This is a genomic window from Pseudoalteromonas sp. SaAl2, from assembly GCF_052947895.1.
Genome location: NZ_CM129605.1, coordinates 3,593,604 through 3,611,495 on the forward strand (window position 1 = coordinate 3,593,604; position 17,892 = coordinate 3,611,495).

At 40.5% G+C, this 17,892-nt stretch carries 17 protein-coding genes and 4 tRNA genes; 13 read left to right on the forward strand and 8 right to left on the reverse strand.

Translation table 11 applies throughout. The features are described 5' to 3' along the window. Nucleotides 1-7: 7 nt before the first annotated feature. Entirely contained in the window at nucleotides 8-625 is a 618-nt protein-coding gene (locus tag ACU8V8_RS16940; RefSeq protein ID WP_446888274.1) for a DUF2057 domain-containing protein, read from the forward strand. A 25-nt stretch (nucleotides 626-650) separates the two neighbouring features. On the opposite strand, the gene ACU8V8_RS16945 is transcribed toward ACU8V8_RS16940, so the two are convergent. Further along, nucleotides 651-2,495 carry a M1 family metallopeptidase gene (locus tag ACU8V8_RS16945; protein WP_446888275.1) on the reverse strand — a complete coding sequence of 615 codons (1,845 nt, stop codon included), beginning with the start codon at nucleotides 2,493-2,495 and terminating at the stop codon, nucleotides 651-653. Nucleotides 2,496-2,638: 143 nt separating this feature from the next. On the opposite strand from ACU8V8_RS16945, the gene murB reads away from it, so the two are divergent. The 8 genes from murB to tuf all read left to right on the forward strand — a co-directional run bounded on the left by murB (nucleotide 2,639) and on the right by tuf (nucleotide 7,179). Beyond that, nucleotides 2,639-3,649 carry a UDP-N-acetylmuramate dehydrogenase gene (gene murB, locus ACU8V8_RS16950; RefSeq protein WP_446888276.1) on the forward strand — a complete coding sequence of 337 codons (1,011 nt, stop codon included), beginning with the start codon at nucleotides 2,639-2,641 and terminating at the stop codon, nucleotides 3,647-3,649. Then, the gene (gene birA, locus ACU8V8_RS16955) at nucleotides 3,646-4,638 is read left to right on the forward strand and encodes a bifunctional biotin--[acetyl-CoA-carboxylase] ligase/biotin operon repressor BirA (protein WP_446888277.1); all 993 of its coding nucleotides are present in this window, start codon (nucleotides 3,646-3,648) and stop codon (nucleotides 4,636-4,638) included. Before murB ends, birA begins: the two co-directional genes overlap by 4 nt. Further along, nucleotides 4,635-5,330 (forward strand): type III pantothenate kinase, encoded by a 696-nt coding sequence (locus ACU8V8_RS16960; protein WP_446888278.1) that lies wholly within the window; start codon nucleotides 4,635-4,637, stop codon nucleotides 5,328-5,330. Before birA ends, ACU8V8_RS16960 begins: the two co-directional genes overlap by 4 nt. 120 nt (nucleotides 5,331-5,450) lie before the next feature. Further along, nucleotides 5,451-5,526 (forward strand) — tRNA-Thr (locus ACU8V8_RS16965). Nucleotides 5,527-5,565: 39 nt separating this feature from the next. Further along, nucleotides 5,566-5,650: transfer RNA gene (locus ACU8V8_RS16970), tRNA-Tyr, on the forward strand. Nucleotides 5,651-5,695: 45 nt separating this feature from the next. After that, nucleotides 5,696-5,770: transfer RNA gene (locus tag ACU8V8_RS16975), tRNA-Gly, on the forward strand. A 12-nt stretch (nucleotides 5,771-5,782) separates the two neighbouring features. Further along, nucleotides 5,783-5,858: transfer RNA gene (locus ACU8V8_RS16980), tRNA-Thr, on the forward strand. A gap of 136 nt (nucleotides 5,859-5,994) precedes the next feature. After that, nucleotides 5,995-7,179: an elongation factor Tu gene (gene tuf, locus ACU8V8_RS16985; protein ID WP_446888279.1), complete on the forward strand. Its 1,185-nt coding sequence runs from the start codon at nucleotides 5,995-5,997 to the stop codon at nucleotides 7,177-7,179. Between the two features lie 129 nt (nucleotides 7,180-7,308). Here tuf and ACU8V8_RS16990 read toward each other — a convergent pair whose 3' ends face one another. The 3 genes from ACU8V8_RS16990 to ACU8V8_RS17000 all read right to left on the reverse strand — a co-directional run bounded on the left by ACU8V8_RS16990 (nucleotide 7,309) and on the right by ACU8V8_RS17000 (nucleotide 10,610). Then, the gene (locus ACU8V8_RS16990; protein ID WP_446888280.1) at nucleotides 7,309-8,232 is read right to left on the reverse strand and encodes an alpha/beta fold hydrolase; all 924 of its coding nucleotides are present in this window, start codon (nucleotides 8,230-8,232) and stop codon (nucleotides 7,309-7,311) included. A 90-nt stretch (nucleotides 8,233-8,322) separates the two neighbouring features. Further along, complete coding sequence (locus ACU8V8_RS16995) at nucleotides 8,323-9,234, reverse strand: hypothetical protein (RefSeq protein WP_446888281.1); 912 nt, start codon at nucleotides 9,232-9,234, stop codon at nucleotides 8,323-8,325. A 188-nt stretch (nucleotides 9,235-9,422) separates the two neighbouring features. Further along, nucleotides 9,423-10,610 carry a dipeptidase gene (locus ACU8V8_RS17000; protein ID WP_446888282.1) on the reverse strand — a complete coding sequence of 396 codons (1,188 nt, stop codon included), beginning with the start codon at nucleotides 10,608-10,610 and terminating at the stop codon, nucleotides 9,423-9,425. Nucleotides 10,611-10,803: 193 nt separating this feature from the next. On the opposite strand from ACU8V8_RS17000, the gene ACU8V8_RS17005 reads away from it, so the two are divergent. The 3 genes from ACU8V8_RS17005 (at nucleotide 10,804) to ACU8V8_RS17015 (ending at nucleotide 13,285) form a co-directional block, all read left to right on the forward strand. Then, nucleotides 10,804-11,448 carry a hypothetical protein gene (locus ACU8V8_RS17005; RefSeq protein ID WP_099295494.1) on the forward strand — a complete coding sequence of 215 codons (645 nt, stop codon included), beginning with the start codon at nucleotides 10,804-10,806 and terminating at the stop codon, nucleotides 11,446-11,448. 56 nt (nucleotides 11,449-11,504) lie between these two features. Further along, nucleotides 11,505-12,407 carry a sensor histidine kinase gene (locus ACU8V8_RS17010; RefSeq protein WP_446888283.1) on the forward strand — a complete coding sequence of 301 codons (903 nt, stop codon included), beginning with the start codon at nucleotides 11,505-11,507 and terminating at the stop codon, nucleotides 12,405-12,407. A 146-nt stretch (nucleotides 12,408-12,553) separates the two neighbouring features. Continuing rightward, nucleotides 12,554-13,285, forward strand: a complete 732-nt coding sequence (locus ACU8V8_RS17015; protein WP_028834815.1) for a LytR/AlgR family response regulator transcription factor — start codon at nucleotides 12,554-12,556, stop codon at nucleotides 13,283-13,285. Here ACU8V8_RS17015 and ACU8V8_RS17020 read toward each other — a convergent pair whose 3' ends face one another. Then, nucleotides 13,286-13,534, reverse strand: a complete 249-nt coding sequence (locus ACU8V8_RS17020; RefSeq protein WP_446888284.1) for a YheU family protein — start codon at nucleotides 13,532-13,534, stop codon at nucleotides 13,286-13,288. It lies immediately after the preceding gene. Continuing rightward, the gene (locus ACU8V8_RS17025) at nucleotides 13,531-14,511 is read right to left on the reverse strand and encodes a hydrolase (protein ID WP_446888285.1); all 981 of its coding nucleotides are present in this window, start codon (nucleotides 14,509-14,511) and stop codon (nucleotides 13,531-13,533) included. Before ACU8V8_RS17025 ends, ACU8V8_RS17020 begins: the two co-directional genes overlap by 4 nt. Nucleotides 14,512-15,158: 647 nt before the next feature. Between ACU8V8_RS17025 and ACU8V8_RS17030 the strand changes: the two genes are divergently transcribed. Continuing rightward, nucleotides 15,159-15,563, forward strand: a complete 405-nt coding sequence (locus ACU8V8_RS17030; RefSeq protein WP_446888286.1) for a hypothetical protein — start codon at nucleotides 15,159-15,161, stop codon at nucleotides 15,561-15,563. Here the strand turns inward: ACU8V8_RS17030 and ACU8V8_RS17035 are convergent. Then, on the reverse strand, nucleotides 15,543-15,965 hold the full coding sequence (locus ACU8V8_RS17035; RefSeq protein ID WP_446888287.1) for a TIGR02444 family protein: 423 nt from the start codon (nucleotides 15,963-15,965) through the stop codon (nucleotides 15,543-15,545). The two genes, ACU8V8_RS17030 and ACU8V8_RS17035, sit on opposite strands and share 21 nt — an antisense overlap. Then, nucleotides 15,952-17,874 (reverse strand): ATP-binding cassette domain-containing protein, encoded by a 1,923-nt coding sequence (locus tag ACU8V8_RS17040; RefSeq protein ID WP_446888288.1) that lies wholly within the window; start codon nucleotides 17,872-17,874, stop codon nucleotides 15,952-15,954. The genes ACU8V8_RS17035 and ACU8V8_RS17040 overlap by 14 nt, the downstream gene beginning before the upstream one ends. Between the last annotated feature and the right edge of the window lie 18 nt (nucleotides 17,875-17,892).

The window sequence follows — 17,892 nt, forward strand, 5'->3', positions numbered from 1 at the left end:
AGTTTTTATGCGTAAATTACTATTAGTAAGCACTATTGTATCGTTAGGTTTAGCTACAGCAGCGATGGCCGAAACAGTCTCTTTCCCAGAAGAAATTGTCCCGCTACAAGTGGGTGATAAAGTAATTGAACATTCATTTTTTAGTCGCGTGGACGAATTAGAGCTAGCGCCAGGCACATATAAATTTAAGCTTAAATACACTGATTTGTATGAGCAAGGATATGATGAGCATCAAGTTGTAGACTCTGAACCGTTTTGGGTATCAGCCACGATTGAGCAAGGTCAAGATTATAACATCGTGTTTAACCGTGCAGACAATGCCGTAGCAGCTAAAGTATTTGCAGAGTCCCCGCAAGTCAGCCTGCAAGCTAAAGGCTCGTCTTTAGGTGTTCCCTTAGATAGTGCTGCAAGCCCTAAGGAAGGTCAAGGCTCGCATGTTGTGGCAGCACCTATAGGGAATAAGCAACCTATTGAGGTTGCTCCCAATGCACCAATATCTCAACCTGCGCCCGCTGTAGCAGGTACGCCAAGTGCAGCGGCTATGTTAGATTTTTGGTGGCAGCAAGCAAGTCCACAACAACAGCAAGCCTTCTTAGATAAGGTCATAAAAAAAGGCGCTAATTAAGCGCCTTTATCATAATTAAACTTATTTACTTAGCAAATAAATCATCAATAGTACCCTGTGCTAGCGGGTGGTAGCCTGGGCGTGCTTTGATGTATACATCATGTGCCCACTCACGCTTGCCATTTTTAATTAATGCTTTGTATAACGGCACAATTAGCTTACGACGGCCAATTCCTGATAAGTGCTTATCAAGCGAAGGATAAATAGGTTGATAACCATTGCCTACAGCAAGCATGTACCATGCAAAGGCACGCTCAGCATTGGTTGATTGAGTTAGATTAAATTCGTTGTCTAACTCAGTCATTTTTTCAATACTTAAGTCTCGTGGTAGGTTATTTAGAAAGTGTAACCACTCGTGCACTGTCCAGTTTGCTGTTGGCAGTTGTGCTGCAGTGGTAGAGCCTTGTAACCATGCTTTGGTTGCAGCATCTACTTTGTCAAACGCATCAGACGTTGGGTTAGGTGCATCACTTGGTAAACCAGGCTGGAAAATCCACTCATTTACTTTATCCATGCTAACAATACCTGGGTATTTCTTAATTAAGTTAGCTTCAATATAAGTGACAAACTGTGCCGTTGTTAATGATTTAAAAGCAAACTCGTTAAAGTAGGTTTTTACGAAGTCATCAAATTTTTCACGGCCAAATTGGTTTTCAAGGTAGATTAAAAATAGCTGACCTTTGGTGTAAGGTACTGAGCTAAATGCATCATCTGGATCACGGCCATTTAGTTTTAAATTAAGACGAGTGTCTGGCGCATCAATAGTTTTAAGCTGTGCACGAAGCCCTGCAGTATCGAGTGCTTGTTCCATTACGGCACGGTCACGGCCAAAGACTTCTTCCATAATGCGGTTTTCTACGTATGAGGTAAAACCTTCGTTTAGCCATAAATCTTCCCATGTCGCGTTGGTTACTAAGTTACCAGACCACGAGTGCGCAAGTTCATGGGCAATTAGATTAACTAAGCTCTTATCACCAGCTACTACAGTTGGGGTAATAAATGAAAGACGTGGGTTTTCCATGCCACCAAATGGAAAACTTGGCGGTAACATTAATAAGTCGTAACGGCCCCATGCATATTCACCATACATTTCGTTCGTTTTGTCGATCATTGCTTGGGTATCGTTAAATTCGGCAACTGAGGCATCAAGGATCTCCGGCTCAGCAAAAATTCCTGTTTGCTTAGACATCGCTTTAAATTCTAAGTTACCCGCACCAATTGCAATCAAGTAAGGCGAAATGGCTTGCGGCATATCAAAGTGGTAATCTCCATCCTTATAGAGCGCATCTTTATTATCGGCACTCATTACTGCACGAATATCTTCAGGAGTATGGATACGTGCAGTATAAGTAACACGCATTGCTGGCGTATCTTGTACGGGTAACCAACTACGGGCATGAATTGCTTGCGACTGGCTGTACATAAATGGATGAGTTTTGCTCGCCGTTTGTTCTGGTGTTAACCACTGCAGGCCAGAGGCTTCTGGTCGGCTATTGTAGTAAATACGTACTTTTTGCGCTTGGCTTTTAAAGCTAATAGTTAGTTTTGAGCCTTTTACATCGTCGCGTTTAGCGAGTGTAAAATCTGCTTTTTTCCAGCCACCAGAGTGCGTTTTATACATGACTTTATCAATATCTAAGTCGCGAGTATCAAGCACGAGTTTCTTACTTTGGCTGTTTTGCCATTCTAACGTGTGCTCAACAAAACCTTCTAATTGTTTGTCGGCAAAGTCGACATCTAAATCAAGGTTTAAGTGCGTTGTAATAACATCGTTAAGGTTCGCATACGAGTTTTGGTCAACAGCACTGGCCATTGCTTGAGAACACATACCAGCCATTGCGAGACTGAAAAAAAGAGGTGTGATTTTCATAATTACCCTGAAGACAAATAAAAAGTGCTGGTTTTATAACACGATTGATAGTCGAGTTTGAACAATTTCTGCAATCTGATGCGCGTTTTGCGATGATGGGGTAAACTAATGCGATTAGTGGTAATTAACCTTTGAGGCATTTTGTGACTCACTCTGTGCAGGCTTTTCACACATTTTCATTACCGAGTCAGTGCTCACAATTAATTGAAATAACTGAACTCGAGCAATTACAGCAGCAATCATTTGATAGCCCTTTTTGTATTTTGGGTGAGGGTAGCAATACCGTTTTTTTAACTGACTACCATGGTCAGGTGATCAAAATGGCGACCAAAGGGATTACTGCAACTGTGCGAGAGTATGACTACTTGCTTGAAGCCGCTGCAGGAGAAAGTTGGCATCAGTTAGTTATTTATACTCTTGAACATGGTATGCCAGGTTTTGAAAATCTAGCACTTATACCGGGCACCGTGGGGGCGGCACCGGTACAAAACATCGGTGCTTATGGCGTTGAACTGGCGAAATACATTGAATACGTAGAGTACTTTGATATCACTAGCAAGCAGTTTATACGTATTAATAATGCTGAGTGCCAATTTGGCTATCGCGATTCTATTTTTAAACATAGCTTGAAAAATAACGCGGTGATCACCCAAGTCGGGTTTTGTTTACCAAAACAATGGCAGCCAGAATTAAGCTATGGACCATTACAGGAGCTTGAGGATACCAGTGCAAAAAGCATTTTTAAGCAAGTGATTAAAACACGCAGCAGCAAATTACCTAACCCCTATGAACTGGCAAATGCCGGCAGTTTTTTTAAAAACCCAATAGTGACCAACTCGCAGCTGCAAACACTGCTAAAAACGTACCCACAATTACCATATTATTTTTATGACACTAAGCACAACAAGGTCGCAGCAGGGTGGTTAATCGAGCAGGCCGGTTTAAAAGGGTATCGAATAGCAGATATTGAAGTACATCAACAACAAGCCCTGGTGTTAGTTAATCATGGTAATAGTACAGGGGCTGATTTAATTGCCATGGTGCAACATATTCAGCAGCAAGTGTGGCAGTGCTATCAAATACGGTTACAACATGAAGTACGCTTGATGACAAGTGATGGTGAATGTCACATTGATTTAGAGGAAGCTCCATGAAAGCGCCCGATGGAAATAGGTTAGCAATTTTAAATGCGTTAAATAACGGTGGCTTTATCTCAGGACAATTACTAGGAGAGCAGCTTGGTATTAGTCGCGCTGCAGTGAGTAAACATATACAAAGCTTACAAGAGATGGGCCTCGATATTTTTAAAGTGAATGGAAAGGGTTATAGCTTAAATAATACAGTTGGTTTACTAGAACAAAGCAAAATTCAACATTATTACCAAGCTCTCGGTGCTGCTAATGCACAAATAGAAGTACAACCTATAATCGACTCAACCAATAGTGAGTTAATGCGTCGTATAGCTGCAAAGCAACAGTTAGAATCGGGCACTGTGATTGTAGCTGAAATGCAGCAAGCTGGGCGCGGGCGTAGAGGTCGAGTGTGGCAGTCGCCATTTGGCGCAAACCTGTATTATAGTTATTACTGGAAGTTGGATGATGGTTTACAAGCTGCTATGGGGATGTCTATTGCTGTAGGGCTTGCTGTTTACGATACCTTAAAGGCGCTTTACCAGTTAGATATCGAGCTCAAATGGCCAAACGATATTTACCTTAATAAAGAAAAGCTAGCCGGCGTATTAGTTGAACTTGACGGACAACCTCAAGGGCCATGTCAGTTAGTGATTGGTATTGGCATAAACTTACAAATGCCACAAAGCATTAGCCAGCAAATAGACCAAGCATGGACAGACTTAAGTCAACACACCACAAAATTAGACAAAAACAAACTCGTTGCGAATCTGACCTATCACTTAGAACAACGCTTGGCACAATATAGCCTAACTGGCTTGCAAGAAATGTATCAGCAATGGAATACCCTAGATGCCTTTGCAGGGCAATGTGTTGAGCTAAATACAGGGCATAGAAGCTGGCGGGGTATTTGTGAGGGAATAGATATGCATGGCGGTATTCGAATTCGCCAAGATGGTGAAGCGAAGAGTTACTATGGCGGTGAAATTTCTTTACGGAAAGCACAGCTATGAGACTGCTGATAGATGTAGGTAATACCGCGTTAAAAGCAGCGTTATTTAACAAGGGTAATATCACTAGCTGTAATGTAGATACTGTACAGTGGCAACAAGTAACAGAAGTTGTGTACGCATGTGTAGGTAAGAGTGAACAGCTCGATGAGCTAATTAAACGTGTAAGTACGCTTAACATTCCTTGTTTTGAAGCTGTAGTGACTAAACAGCTCGACGGATTAACCTGTGGCTATTCGCAATTTCAAAACTTAGGTATTGATCGTTGGTTAGCCCTAATTGCAGCTTATAAGTTATGGCCGCAGCAAAATTGCATCATTGTTGACACCGGCACCGCTACCACCATTGATGTATTAAACGCGCAAGGGCAACATTTAGGTGGCTGGATAATCCCAGGGCTAGAACTTATGACTCGCTCACTGACACAAAATACTCAACGAGTTTTTGACGATCAAACAACGCCTTTTAGCACTGAGTTGGGAGTTAACACACCCAATGGTTTAAAAAATGGGGCACTTGTGGCAACCATTGGCGCTATTGAACAAGCTAAACTGCATTTAACAAATAAAAAACCACAGCTAATTTTGGCTGGCGGCTATGCAAAACTGTTACAAACGCAATTTGTTGATGCTATTTTTGCGGAGCATTTAGTTATGTTGGGTTTAAACTATTGGCGTGAATTAAGCGAAAAGTAACAAAAAAAACTCGTTTTGACTGATTTGTGAGCATTTGGGTTAAAAAATTACATTTTTTTCAAATTTATTGTTGCATCCCAATACGCCTTACTCTAATATCTCGCCCCGTACTAAAGCAGTGCCGACTTAGCTCAGCTGGTAGAGCAACTGACTTGTAATCAGTAGGTCAACCGTTCGACTCGGTTAGTCGGCACCACTTTCCTTTTACCGGAAGTGCTTAGTAAAGAATTATCGTGGAGGGGTTCCCGAGCGGCCAAAGGGATCAGACTGTAAATCTGACGGCTCAGCCTTCGCTGGTTCGAATCCAGCTCCCTCCACCACTTTATTCTTGACGGTTAGAGGTAGATTAAGAACAGGTTCCTAACGCGGGCATCGTATAATGGCTATTACCTCAGCCTTCCAAGCTGATGATGCGGGTTCGATTCCCGCTGCCCGCTCCAGTTTCTGGTGTTGCTGATATAGCTCAGTTGGTAGAGCGCACCCTTGGTAAGGGTGAGGTCGGCAGTTCAAATCTGCCTATCAGCACCAGTCACACGAATCTTCTTGATTACTTCCTTTATCTGTCAGAAAATACTATTTGAAATTTGAAAAATTTAATTTAATCTACCTGCTGGTGGATTATTTTCATATGTAATCTAGATAAACAAAACTGATAGGTTCCGTCATGGCAAAAGAAAAGTTTGAACGCGTAAAACCGCACGTAAACGTTGGTACAATCGGCCACGTTGACCACGGTAAAACTACCCTAACTGCAGCAATCACTAACGTACTTGCAAAAGTATACGGTGGTGTAGCTAAAGACTTCGCATCAATCGATAACGCTCCAGAAGAGCGCGAGCGTGGTATCACAATCTCAACTTCACACGTTGAGTACGATACGCCTACTCGTCACTACGCACACGTAGACTGTCCTGGACACGCCGATTATGTTAAAAACATGATCACTGGTGCTGCTCAAATGGACGGCGCTATCCTAGTTGTTGCTGCAACTGACGGCCCTATGCCACAAACTCGTGAGCACATCCTACTTTCTCGTCAGGTTGGCGTTCCTTACATCATCGTATTCATGAACAAATGTGACATGGTTGATGACGAAGAGTTACTTGAGCTAGTAGAAATGGAAGTTCGTGAACTTCTTTCTGAATATGACTTCCCAGGTGATGACTTACCACTAATTCAAGGTTCAGCTCTTAAAGCACTTGAAGGTGAGAAAGAGTGGGAAGACAAGATCGTTGAGCTTGCAGAAGCACTAGATTCTTACATCCCAGAGCCAGAGCGTGACATCGATAAGCCATTCATCATGCCTATCGAAGACGTTTTCTCAATCCAAGGCCGTGGTACAGTTGTAACTGGTCGTGTTGAAGCTGGTATCATCAACGTGAATGACGAAGTTGAAATCGTTGGTATCAAAGAGACTACTAAGTCTACTTGTACTGGTGTTGAGATGTTCCGTAAGCTTCTTGACGAAGGTCGTGCAGGTGAGAACATTGGTGCACTTCTACGTGGTACTAAGCGTGAAGACGTTGAACGTGGTCAAGTACTAGCTAAGCCTGGTTCAATCAAGCCACACACTACTTTCACTTCAGAAGTATATGTACTTTCGAAAGATGAAGGTGGTCGTCATACTCCATTCTTCAAAGGTTACCGTCCACAGTTCTACTTCCGTACAACTGACGTAACAGGTGACGTACAGTTACCAGATGGCGTAGAAATGGTAATGCCTGGTGATAACGTTAAGATGACTGTAACTCTAATCGCACCAATCGCGATGGATGAAGGTCTTCGTTTCGCTATCCGTGAAGGTGGCCGTACTGTAGGTGCTGGTGTTGTAGCAACTATCGTAGAGTAATAGTTAACTTTTAAGTTAATTATTAGAAAAAGGTCACCTCGGTGGCCTTTTTTAATGCCTGTAGAAAAGTTAGCGAGTTTGCGAGAGTAAAGTTGGCGAGCTGCTCGGTGTGAGTTTAAACGCCGTAGCTTACCGCTTGTTCTTTTTCTGCTCGCGCTTTTGTTCTGCTTTTTTAACGTGTTTGCTGATCCACTTGGTCATTTTTGCCATTAATGCTGGCGGGAAGTCGTGACCCATACCGTTTACTATCTTTAATTTAGCTTTCCTGATTTGGGCTGCGGTTTGCTTTCCAGCGGCTACTGGCATGACTGGGTCTAAACTGCCGTGAATAACTAATGTAGGGGCTTTTATTTTTGGCATTAAATGTTGCCGACAATCACTGGCGGCAATGGCTGCCAGTTGCCGGTTAAAACCTTGCGGGTTGTGTGCTCTATCAAATCCTAATGTTGCTTGCTTACGTAGCGTTTGCTCATCTTGAGGGTAGGCTGGACTACCAATTAATTGATTTAGCTTTATATTATAATGTATAGCACTATCACGATTGGCTTGACGAGAGCGATGTTTTGCAAGCTGTAAAAATAACTTTAAGCTAGAGGCCGACAGCTTAGGTTTACTTGAGCTCGACATAATTGAGGTTAAACTTAAGACCTTCTTTTTATGCTGTGCAGCAATCAATTGTGCAATCATACCGCCCATTGAGGCGCCCACTAGGTGCGCTTTTTTGATTTTTAACGCAGCCATTAACTCCAGCACATCATTTGCCATATCATCCAAAGTGTAAGGGATGTGAGAAGCAACAGGGAGGCGTTTACTTAACCATACTTTAAATAAATTAGGATTGCCTAATTGTTCAAGTTGACTTGAAAGCCCCGTGTCGCGGTTATCAAAACGGATTACTCTAAAGCCTTTATCTACTAAGCCTAAATATAATTCATCCGGCCATACAGTCAGCTGTGCACCTAAACCCATAATTAAGATTATAACAGGCGCGGTTCTATCACCTGTGTCTTCATAACTAATGGTAATCCCGCTTTGGGTTTGAACTGTAAGCATACTTAATTGATTACAAGGTTATGCGTAGTTTTAAGAGAGTATAGCCATAATAGCGTGTCGTATCATGGCTATAAATATGAATTTTATAAGTTAATAACCGGCATTCTTGCGCAGCTCATCAAGTAAATCTTGGTTGCCCATCATCTCATCCAGTGTTGCTCTGACTGAATTATCAGAGGTGTCGTTATAAACTGAAAGCAGGTGTTGCGCCATTTTTTTCATGTAGCCATCTTGCTCATTATGAGCTTGGTAGTATTGCGCCATTAATCCCTGTGCGGCTAAGCGACGAACATAATCATTCGAGTCTCGTTCTAACAAGTTTGTAAACTGCTCTGCAAGGCGGTAATCAAGTACCGGTGCTTGAGTTGTTAACTCTATAGCTTGGATTTTAAATTTTTCGTCGCTACTGTTATTCGCTAAATCTAACATGTTGCCTACTACTTCGTAGTCATATTCAGGCATATTCGATTTATTCAAGATAAACATGTTCATTTGCAACTGGCTCAGTGCTGCCAATCTATCTAAATCTGCCATATTTGGGTCTAGTACTTGCTCCCTTAATTGAGAGTTTATTTGTTTTGCATAATCAGGTTCTGATTTGATTCTTAAATCATAGTCTTTTGGCAAATCTGCGTAGAAGCCATAAAGCGGGTTCTGTTCGCGCAGTTCTTCAGCTTCTTGTTGCTGTTTTTCTTCTAGCACATTAAGTACTAGCTCTTTAAATTCGTCGGTATCTTGCTCTTGGTAAGAGCCTGGTGCCTGTAGCTTTAAGTTAACTATTTGGTGTTGTAGCGAATTCACTTTTTTGTTTAGCTCGTCAATTAAGGCTGCATTTGATTGTGGGTATTGTGCAGCAGTATTAACAGAAACTGTGGCTCTTAGCGGTTGCTGCTCGGGCTCGTTAAGTGAACCTGGCTTGTCTTGAAAAAATACTCCGTAGCATGAAATTACCAAGGCAAGCGTTGCTATGGTGATCGCAATAGTTCCTTTGTTTATAGCCATGAGATAACTCGCTTCTAAAATGGGTAATTTATCTGTTTTCGGGATAAAAGTCTGTTAAAAAGTGTGCTAAATGAATGTATGGGTAATTAAAAAGGCGGCGCGAGAGTTGTCGAATAAATTAATAAAAGACGCCATTACTGAATTTTTGACGAAAAGCTAGGCTCATTTTTGAACCTAGCAAATAAAGTTTAATGTTGTTTAGCGTATTGTTCAGCTTGCTTCCAAACTCTGAGCATATTGCCACTTAAAATCTTTTTAATGTCTTTGTCGCTGTAGCCTCGATCCATTAAACCTTGTACAAGGTTAGGGTAGCTTGAAACATCTTTTAAACCTATTGGCAAAGAGTCACCTACACCGTCATAATCAGAGCCAATACCCACATAATCAATACCAATTAACTCAACAACGTGATCAATATGATCAAGTACTTGTGCAAGGCTAGCAAACGGGTAGGGGTTTTTAGCACGATACGCGGCATCAAAATCTTGACTTAATTTAGTGCCTTCTTTTTTTGCCGACTCTTTTTTACTCTTTAACTGCTTGCCCCAAGCACCTGCTTTAGCGGTTACAAAGCTTGAACCAAAGTTTATTTGAATGACACCGCCGTTCTTTTTCAGCGCTAACAGCATGTCGTCATCCATATTACGCTCGAAGCCTGGAGTGTATTTACGTAGTGATGAATGTGAAGCGATGACAGGCACATTTGAGATTTCCATAACCTGGTAAAATGCATCATCAGAAATATGTGATACATCTACTAACATGCCAATGTTGTTCATTTCAGTAACCAGCTTTTTACCAAATGGGCTTAGACCTTTCCATTTACGGCGAATATCATAAGATGAGTCAGAAATATGATTGCTTTGTGAGTGGGCAAGGGTGATATAACGTACACCGCGGTCAAAAAAATGTTTGAGGTTATTCATGTCACCTTCAATAGGTGAGCCGTTTTCCATCCCCATTGCAATCGACATTTTATTGTCTTTAAATTGCTGTTCGATATCTAGTGTTGAGTCTGCAATAGCAAATTTATCAGGGGCGCGCTGTGCAATCGCTTCCATGCTATCGATTAACTGATTCGCTAGCTGAAAGCTTTTTCCTTTGCCTTCAAATTCTAAATGAGCGGGAATATAAATCGACATAAAAGGGGCGTTTAAACCACCTTCAACCGCGCGAGGGTAGTCAAAATCACCGCCATCGGTGGCTTTAGTTACATCTGCCCACTTAGCGTGAATACGGTAAGGTACATCAATGTGGGTGTCGATTAAAATGGTATCGTGAGCAAGCTTGATTGCTTTATCCGAAGGGGTAACTTGCGCAGCGTGTGCCCCTGCAACGGTGAGTGCGATGGCGCTAAGTGCTAGACGTAATTTCATGTTCTTACCTGTTTTATTATAATAATGCCAATGATTGTAACAACAATCGATTCGTCCTGCCTACTATCCGTTTATCCTCTTTTTTAGCCATTAATCACTTATTACCCTTAGGTATCAAGCGTAATCGTTATAGTCCTAGCCAACAAAGACTCAGTATGCATCTAAGGCGTACTGCAATTTAAGGGGTATCACTATGCAATTTACTATCAACAATAAGCAGTGCAAACTATCTTTAAAACCAACCTTAGCAGTATTATTACTGGGATTGTCATCAATTAGTTACGCCAATGAAACAGATGATAAAACCGATTTAGTGCTTAAATTCCATGAGGGTTTCTCTGTTGACTTTCAAACAGCCAAAATAAAAGACGTGTTTGATGGTAACGGTGTTGGTATTAATTACCAAGCTTCATTGAGCGAGCTTTCAGAAGACCAGCTTAATGGTAAGGTTGATCTTTATGGGCGTTTGCAGCACCAAATAAATGAAGAGGGCAGTAAATCTAATTTAACTCAAACTGAAATCACCTTAGGGGTTAATTGGGCGTATTCAGATAAGACACATTTTTATATCGAAAGTGCATTAATGAAGCAGCAACTTGAAGTTAATAATCGCGTTGGTTCTCAAACATTTAATATTACTCGTCTCGGTGGCAAATATAATTTTTATAAGGATTTTGTGGTGAATGCGGCTCTAGAGCATCGCGATGCGTTAAAAAACGAGACCGGGTATAAGTTGGCACTTGAGACAACCAAGGCAAAATATGCTTTATTTAGCGCGGGTTACCTAAGTGTAGGTAATAATCAATCAATGTTTTTTACTTTAATATCAAAGTTTTGAGTAGCAAACTAACATAGCTTGGGTACAATACTGTGTATTATCAAAGGAGTGTACCCATGCGAACTTATTGGCTTTGTCAGTTTTTAGTTTTTATTAGTATTGTGCTTATAAACTATGGTTTAGGAGTTGCGTTATTAAATACGTCAATTGAGCACCATGCTAATTTGCTTTTAAGGACTATCTCGCATGCATCTGTATTTGTTTTATTGACACATTTTATCCTTTACACCCTAGGTAACAGGCTATGTGGTAAGTTAAAAATAGCACGACTCAATATTTTTTTGCTAAGTGCATTGTCTATTTTGTTAGCGCTAATGCAGACGCTGAATGTGATTTATTTTACGCCTTTCATTTTACCTGAGAGCGCGTCGAGTATGAGCATACAAATGTATGGAGAAACAGCCGTAGATTTGAATGAGAAACAGTTTACCGGAATAATCTCAAGCTTTTTAAATGCATTAGTAATGAGTTTAATATGGAGTGGTTGTTACTTAGCTGTTGTATCGCGAAGAGAGAAAAAACTTATTATGAGCCAGCTGAAAGAGCAGCAACTTGAAAGCCTTAAAAACCAAATAAACCCTCATTTTTTATTCAATACTTTAAATACAATTCGCGGCATGATTTACCAAGATCAAGATAAAGCTGCTGATATTGTTACTCAGCTTTCGGAGTTATTTAGATATAACCTCACCACAGACTTACAAACCCACGTCAACTTTGATCAAGAGTGGAAGGTATGTGAACATTATTTAGCGATTGAAAAAGTAAGGTTTGGTAAACGGCTACAAGTTTCAATGCAGTGTGATGGCGCGTTAAAAAAAGTCGTATTACCGAGTATGGCTTTATTAACTTTAATTGAAAACGCTACAAAGCATGGCATTGCTCATTTAGAAGAGGGTGGAGAAATAAAAGTAAATGTAGTGAGAACCAGGGGAAACTGTCACGATTACAGTGAGTAACCCTTTTGATGAAACGAAACTTAAGTCCGGCACCAAATTAGGATTACAGAATATTCAATCAAGACTTGAACTAATGTTTGCGCAACGAGGTAAATTACTCATTCAAAAACAGAGCGGTCAGTTTAATGCAACTTTGGAGGTGCCCTATGCTGCATAATAAGCCAACCATAACAGCATTAATTGTTGATGATGAGCTCCTTGCTCGAAATGAGTTAGCTCGGTTATTAAAGCCTTATAAGCACATAGATATAATTGATGAGGCTGAAAATATTAGCCATGCCAATGAATTAATAAAAAAGCATAAGCCTGATGTTGTTTTTCTTGATATTGAAATGCCGGGCGGCACAGGTATTGAGCTTGCAGAGCAGCTTGCAGGTGAGACACCTATTATATTTTGCACAGCCTACAACGAGTTTGCTGTAGATGCCTTTAGTCTTAATGCCGTTGACTATTTACTAAAGCCCATTGTAAAAGAGCGTTTAGAAGGCACCTTAGAAAAGCTGGAAGGGCAACTGACACAGCGCCCTGTTAGTTACTTAGATGATAACTTTAAATTGATGGTTAAATTTTCTGAGAACATGAAAATTATCAAATTGGCAGATATTTTAAGGTTTGAAAGTATTGGTAATCATGCGGCGATCTATACTGCTTTCGGGAAGGCCTATATTCATAGCTCTTTAACTAAAATTGAAGCTCGCTTAAATCCAGATTACTTTTTACGAGCAAGCCGCAGTGACATAATACGACTAGACGCGATAATAGAACTCGAAGAAACTATTAACTATGGGCTATTAGCAAAGCTCAGTAATGGTGCGCAAGTTGAAATATCTCGTCGTCAAGCAAGTAAATTAAAGCAACAATTAAGCTTTAATTTATAGTTATTGCTGCTGATGTTGCTCTTCACTTTGCATAGCTTTGAATTCGTTTTTCGAAATAATGGTGACCGACTCGTGCAGTTCAGAGAAAAATACCATCGCATCGCCATTTTTTAATTGCTGGTTAACTTGTGCAACTTTACTTTCAATACTGAACTCTTGCTCACCGTAATCGGTGCCTTCACGTAAAACATAACTTTCAATTAAGTTATAAAGTGTGTCTTTATCGAGTTGCTGGTGTGGAATGATCATAACTGCTCTTTATTAACTAGCTGATTAAAGTACTCTGGCACAACTTGTTCTAACCAATAAATAGGTTTAAATGGGTTGCTACCTGATATGAAGCCAACGTGACCGCCCTTTTCTGAGATGCGCAGCGTAACATGTTCACTCACATCTTGCCTACTTGGAACTGCTTTAATTGATAGCATAGGATCATCTTTCGCATGGACAATTAAAGTTGGAGTAGTAATGTGTTTTAAATAGGGTTTAGCACTGGCTTGTTGGTAGTAATCTTCTGCGCTTTCAAAACCATGTAGAGGGGCGGTTAGTTGATCGTCAAATTGCCATAAATCATCAATTTTCATTAACTGATCTGGCGTTAAGTCGATTTGCTGCTTAATTAGCGGTAATTTACGGTGCATTGATTTTTTCATTCGGTCGAGCAAATACTTTTGGTATATTTTACCAAGGCTCTTACGTATTACTTGGCATGACGGTGATAAGTCATACGGTGCAGAGACAACTGCCGCACCTTTGAGCACACATTGTTTACCTTGCTCTCCTAGGTATTTAGCCAGTACATTACCTCCTAATGAAAAGCCAACCGCAACCATAGGGCGATTTGGAAACTGTTGTTTAAGTTGCTTAACAAAAAAATCAAGATCGCCAGTTTCACCACTGTGATAAGCACGGGGCAATTTATTAGCTTGCGTCGAACAGTTGCGAAAATGCATTAAAACAACACTAAAGCCCTGCTTTTTTAATGCTTTCATCATACCTTTGGCATAAAAGCTATTAATATTGCCTTCAAGGCCATGTAATACAATGGCAAGCGGTGCATTGTCATTTTTTGGTAACGACCAAGCGAGTTCTAAAAAGTCGCCGTCGGGCGTATCAAGTAGTTCTAACTGGTAGCGAGTAGTATGAAGAGGCCTAAAAAACCGTGGCATAATAGTTTGCACATGACGATTACTCATCCACCATGCTGGCTTAAATTTTGAAAGCATTATTTAAAACTGTTTAGCTAATTTAATTATGAGTGTAACAAATTTTTCGTAATAAAAAGCCCCTAATCAAACAAGTTGATAGGGGCTTTGCGCGTCGTGCTTAATGTGGTTGGTTAGGAGTATCATCGTCATGTACTTTCTTAATAAAAAAATACACAAAGAAAAGGCATAAACTAATAACAACACCTAAAAAACCAAATGATAAAAATAGTACTGGGTCGCTAAAAAAATCTCTAAAGAATACGTCCATAACCGCCTCCTAATGTCTATGGGTTAATCATAGGCTGGTTTGGCTGGGGCTGATATGATCCAGATCAAGCTATTTTCCTAAGTTGATTAGCAGTGATACAGAAGTTGATTTGGATCAAGTAGGTTGGGTAGAGCATAGCGAAACCCAACGAGAACTAATGATAAAAAGCTGTTACAAGGTAATGAATTACTGTAGATACGTTATTTATGGCGACAATTTTTGCAGTAAGTCATTTAAAGATTTTTTGTACAAAGAGAAGAGAATGAGAAATAAAGGAGGGGAGTACAAAATTTATTTGCAGTAAACTTGGCTCTTACAAGATTGGTAGAAATAACATCTGCTTGGGCTTATAATTTTCCTTCATAGCTTTATTTTTTATACCTAGTGGTGGTGGACATTGAAAATTACACGGATAGTTAAATACACTTTAGTGATTATGCTACTGCAAGTTGCCTTATCGACATTACTCAATCTTGTTGTTGGTTTTGAGCGCTATACATCATCGGGGCTTGGCGATTACATTCTTATTGCAATCATCCCTTCTAGTGTCTTATCTTTTTTACTATACGGTGTAATGGCATATCGCAGTGATAATTTTGCTTGGCGATATGCATTTGTTGTTTTCTTTTTATGCTTCTTGATTGGTGCGGTAACTGTTTCATTGATGTTGCAAGAGTTTTACTTTTTTTCAGAAACTTCCATTATAGAGTTGCCCATTTCATTATTAGTTATTATTTTAGCAACACTGACAGGGTTGAAATTACAAGCGAAAAACGAGCGCTTAAAGCTTTCCAATATATAGCATTACATTGGTGATCTTTGAGTTAGACTCTAATGTTAAAGTGTTAACTTTTTCCACCAACCTCTGTTGCTGTTGCTTTTCAAGCTTAAGCTCGGCACTGAGTAGTTTTTTACGAATTATAGCGTAATCTGCAATCTCGGTGTGATTGGTTTTTAAATAGCTGCGGGTGGCGCGTAGGGGCTTTAATACCTGTTGATCAAACTCACTAATGGATTGTTCAAGTTCGTTCAACTGAGCTTGATTAATACAGAGGTTGAGAGAGTCTAAATAATACAGTAACAAACACAGGTTTACGTTTTTACCTTGCTGGTTTTGATAAGCCAACAGACGCGTTTGCATGTCACCTTTGCTGTAAAGGTCACATGCAAATTGCCAAAAATCATCGCTGTTAAGCAAGTTCATCGGCAAACGCTTGTTCTTTTTCTTCCATTTCTTCAAGGGCCATAAGTAGCTCTTCTTCAATGTCGTTTACTTTAGGTGTTAATGTCGCTTGTTTGCTAATTAACTCTTTTAGTTTGGCTTTGTTGTCATCGTTATAGAGCTCGTTATCGCCAAGTGCTACTTCAACTTCGCTAAGTTCTGCGGAATGTTTATCGAGTTGCTTTTCAAGTTTTTCAATCTGCTTTTTAAGGGGCTGAATTGATTTTCTAAACTCTGCTTCTAAGCGCTTTTGCTCTTTACGGTTAACTTGTGAGTTTGCTTTTGGTTCGTCATCAGTTTGTCCAACCTTGGCAGCTTCTTTATTGGCATTGAGTAACCATTGGTAATACTCATCTAAGTCATAGCCAAACTGCGTGACTTCGCCGTTATCAACCAAGTAATATTCATCAGCGGTGTTTTTGAGCATGTGGCGATCATGCGATACGGTAACCATAGCACCTTCAAAGCCTTGCAACGCCATTACTAAAGCGTGGCGCATTTCTAAATCAAGGTGGTTGGTTGGCTCATCAAGCAGCAATAAATTTGGCTTTTGATAAACCAGCATAGCTAAAACAAGGCGGGCTTTTTCACCCCCAGAGAATGGGGCAACTGGCTCAAGCGCTTTGTCGCCTATAAACGCAAAACCGCCTAAAAAGTCACGTAGTGATTGCTCACTGGCTTTTGGGTTTAAACGTTGTATATGTGTAACGGCGCTGGCTTTTAAATCTAATGACTCCAATTGATGCTGCGCAAAGTAGCCTATGTTTAAACCTTGATGCTGAAATACTTCACCGGCTTGCGGTTGCAGTTCGCCAGCTAGGAGTTTAATTAAGGTTGATTTACCCGCACCGTTACGTCCGAGAAGTGCAATGCGACTACCGGGTACTAAGTTAAGTTTTATGCTGTCTAAAATAGTCACATCACCATAACCCGCTTTGGCTTTATCAAGTGTCATAAGTGGATTCGGTAACGCAAGCGGTTCGGCAAATTCAAAATCAAACGGTGAGTCGGCATGTGCGGGGGCAAGTTTTTCCATGCGCTCAAGTGCTTTAACGCGGCTTTGTGCTTGCTTAGCTTTGCTGGCTTTGGCTTTAAAGCGGGTAATAAATTGCTCAAGGTGGGCAATTTGCTCTTGTTGTTTTTCAAACATGGCTTGTTGTTGCAATAAGCGCTCGGCTTTTTGACGTTCAAATTGCGAGTAATGGCCTTTATATACGTTAATCTTTTGCTGGTCGATATGCCAAATTTGATCAACCACCGCATCTAAAAACTCACGGTCATGAGAAATTAATACCAGTGTGCCTGTGTAAGCACGTAAAAAACGTTCGAGCCAATAAACTGCATCTAAGTCTAAGTGGTTAGTTGGTTCATCCAGCAATAGTAAGTCGGCATCGCGAATAAGAGCTTGGGCTAGGTTTAAACGCATACGCCAGCCACCTGAGAATGCACTGACTGGGTTTTCAATTTGGTTATTGGCAAAACCTAAACCATGCAATAGCTCGCCCGCTTTGGCTTCTATGCTGTAGCCTTTGATATTTTCTAGCTGAATGTGTATTTTAGCTTGGGTGTCGCCATCATTATTTTGCTCGGCTTCACGTAAGGCAATCCGTAGCGCGTAATAATCAGGGTGACCTTGTAATACGTAATCAATCGCGCTTATTTCAAGCGCTGGGGTTTCTTGTTTTACTGACGAAATAGACCAATCTTTAGGAATGGTATAATTACCTGCATCTAATGAAAGCTCTGACTTTAACAAGCTAAATAAGGTAGATTTACCGCAGCCATTAGCGCCTACTAAGCCTACTTTATGCTCCGGGAATAAGGTTGCTGAAGCATCTTTTAACAGTGCTTTACCGCCACGTAATAGTTCTATTTCTGAGATTTGGATCATGAATACGTTACTTTACTG

Excerpts from the sequence above, each read along its gene's own strand:
- ACU8V8_RS16960 (WP_446888278.1), top strand. The coding sequence starts at position 4,635 with ATGAGACTGCTGATAGATGTAGGTAATACCGCGTTAAAAGCAGCGTTA.
- ACU8V8_RS16995 (WP_446888281.1), bottom strand. The coding sequence starts at position 9,234 with ATGGCTATAAACAAAGGAACTATTGCGATCACCATAGCAACGCTTGCC.
- ACU8V8_RS17005 (WP_099295494.1), top strand. The coding sequence starts at position 10,804 with ATGCAATTTACTATCAACAATAAGCAGTGCAAACTATCTTTAAAACCA.
- ACU8V8_RS17010 (WP_446888283.1), top strand. The coding sequence starts at position 11,505 with ATGCGAACTTATTGGCTTTGTCAGTTTTTAGTTTTTATTAGTATTGTG.
- ACU8V8_RS16940 (WP_446888274.1), top strand. The coding sequence starts at position 8 with ATGCGTAAATTACTATTAGTAAGCACTATTGTATCGTTAGGTTTAGCT.
- ACU8V8_RS17040 (WP_446888288.1), bottom strand. The coding sequence starts at position 17,874 with ATGATCCAAATCTCAGAAATAGAACTATTACGTGGCGGTAAAGCACTG.
- tuf (WP_446888279.1), top strand. The coding sequence starts at position 5,995 with ATGGCAAAAGAAAAGTTTGAACGCGTAAAACCGCACGTAAACGTTGGT.
- birA (WP_446888277.1), top strand. The coding sequence starts at position 3,646 with ATGAAAGCGCCCGATGGAAATAGGTTAGCAATTTTAAATGCGTTAAAT.
- ACU8V8_RS17025 (WP_446888285.1), bottom strand. The coding sequence starts at position 14,511 with ATGCTTTCAAAATTTAAGCCAGCATGGTGGATGAGTAATCGTCATGTG.
- ACU8V8_RS17035 (WP_446888287.1), bottom strand. The coding sequence starts at position 15,965 with ATGAACTTGCTTAACAGCGATGATTTTTGGCAATTTGCATGTGACCTT.
- ACU8V8_RS16990 (WP_446888280.1), bottom strand. The coding sequence starts at position 8,232 with ATGCTTACAGTTCAAACCCAAAGCGGGATTACCATTAGTTATGAAGAC.
- ACU8V8_RS17015 (WP_028834815.1), top strand. The coding sequence starts at position 12,554 with ATGCTGCATAATAAGCCAACCATAACAGCATTAATTGTTGATGATGAG.
- ACU8V8_RS17000 (WP_446888282.1), bottom strand. The coding sequence starts at position 10,610 with ATGAAATTACGTCTAGCACTTAGCGCCATCGCACTCACCGTTGCAGGG.
- ACU8V8_RS16945 (WP_446888275.1), bottom strand. The coding sequence starts at position 2,495 with ATGAAAATCACACCTCTTTTTTTCAGTCTCGCAATGGCTGGTATGTGT.
- ACU8V8_RS17020 (WP_446888284.1), bottom strand. The coding sequence starts at position 13,534 with ATGATCATTCCACACCAGCAACTCGATAAAGACACACTTTATAACTTA.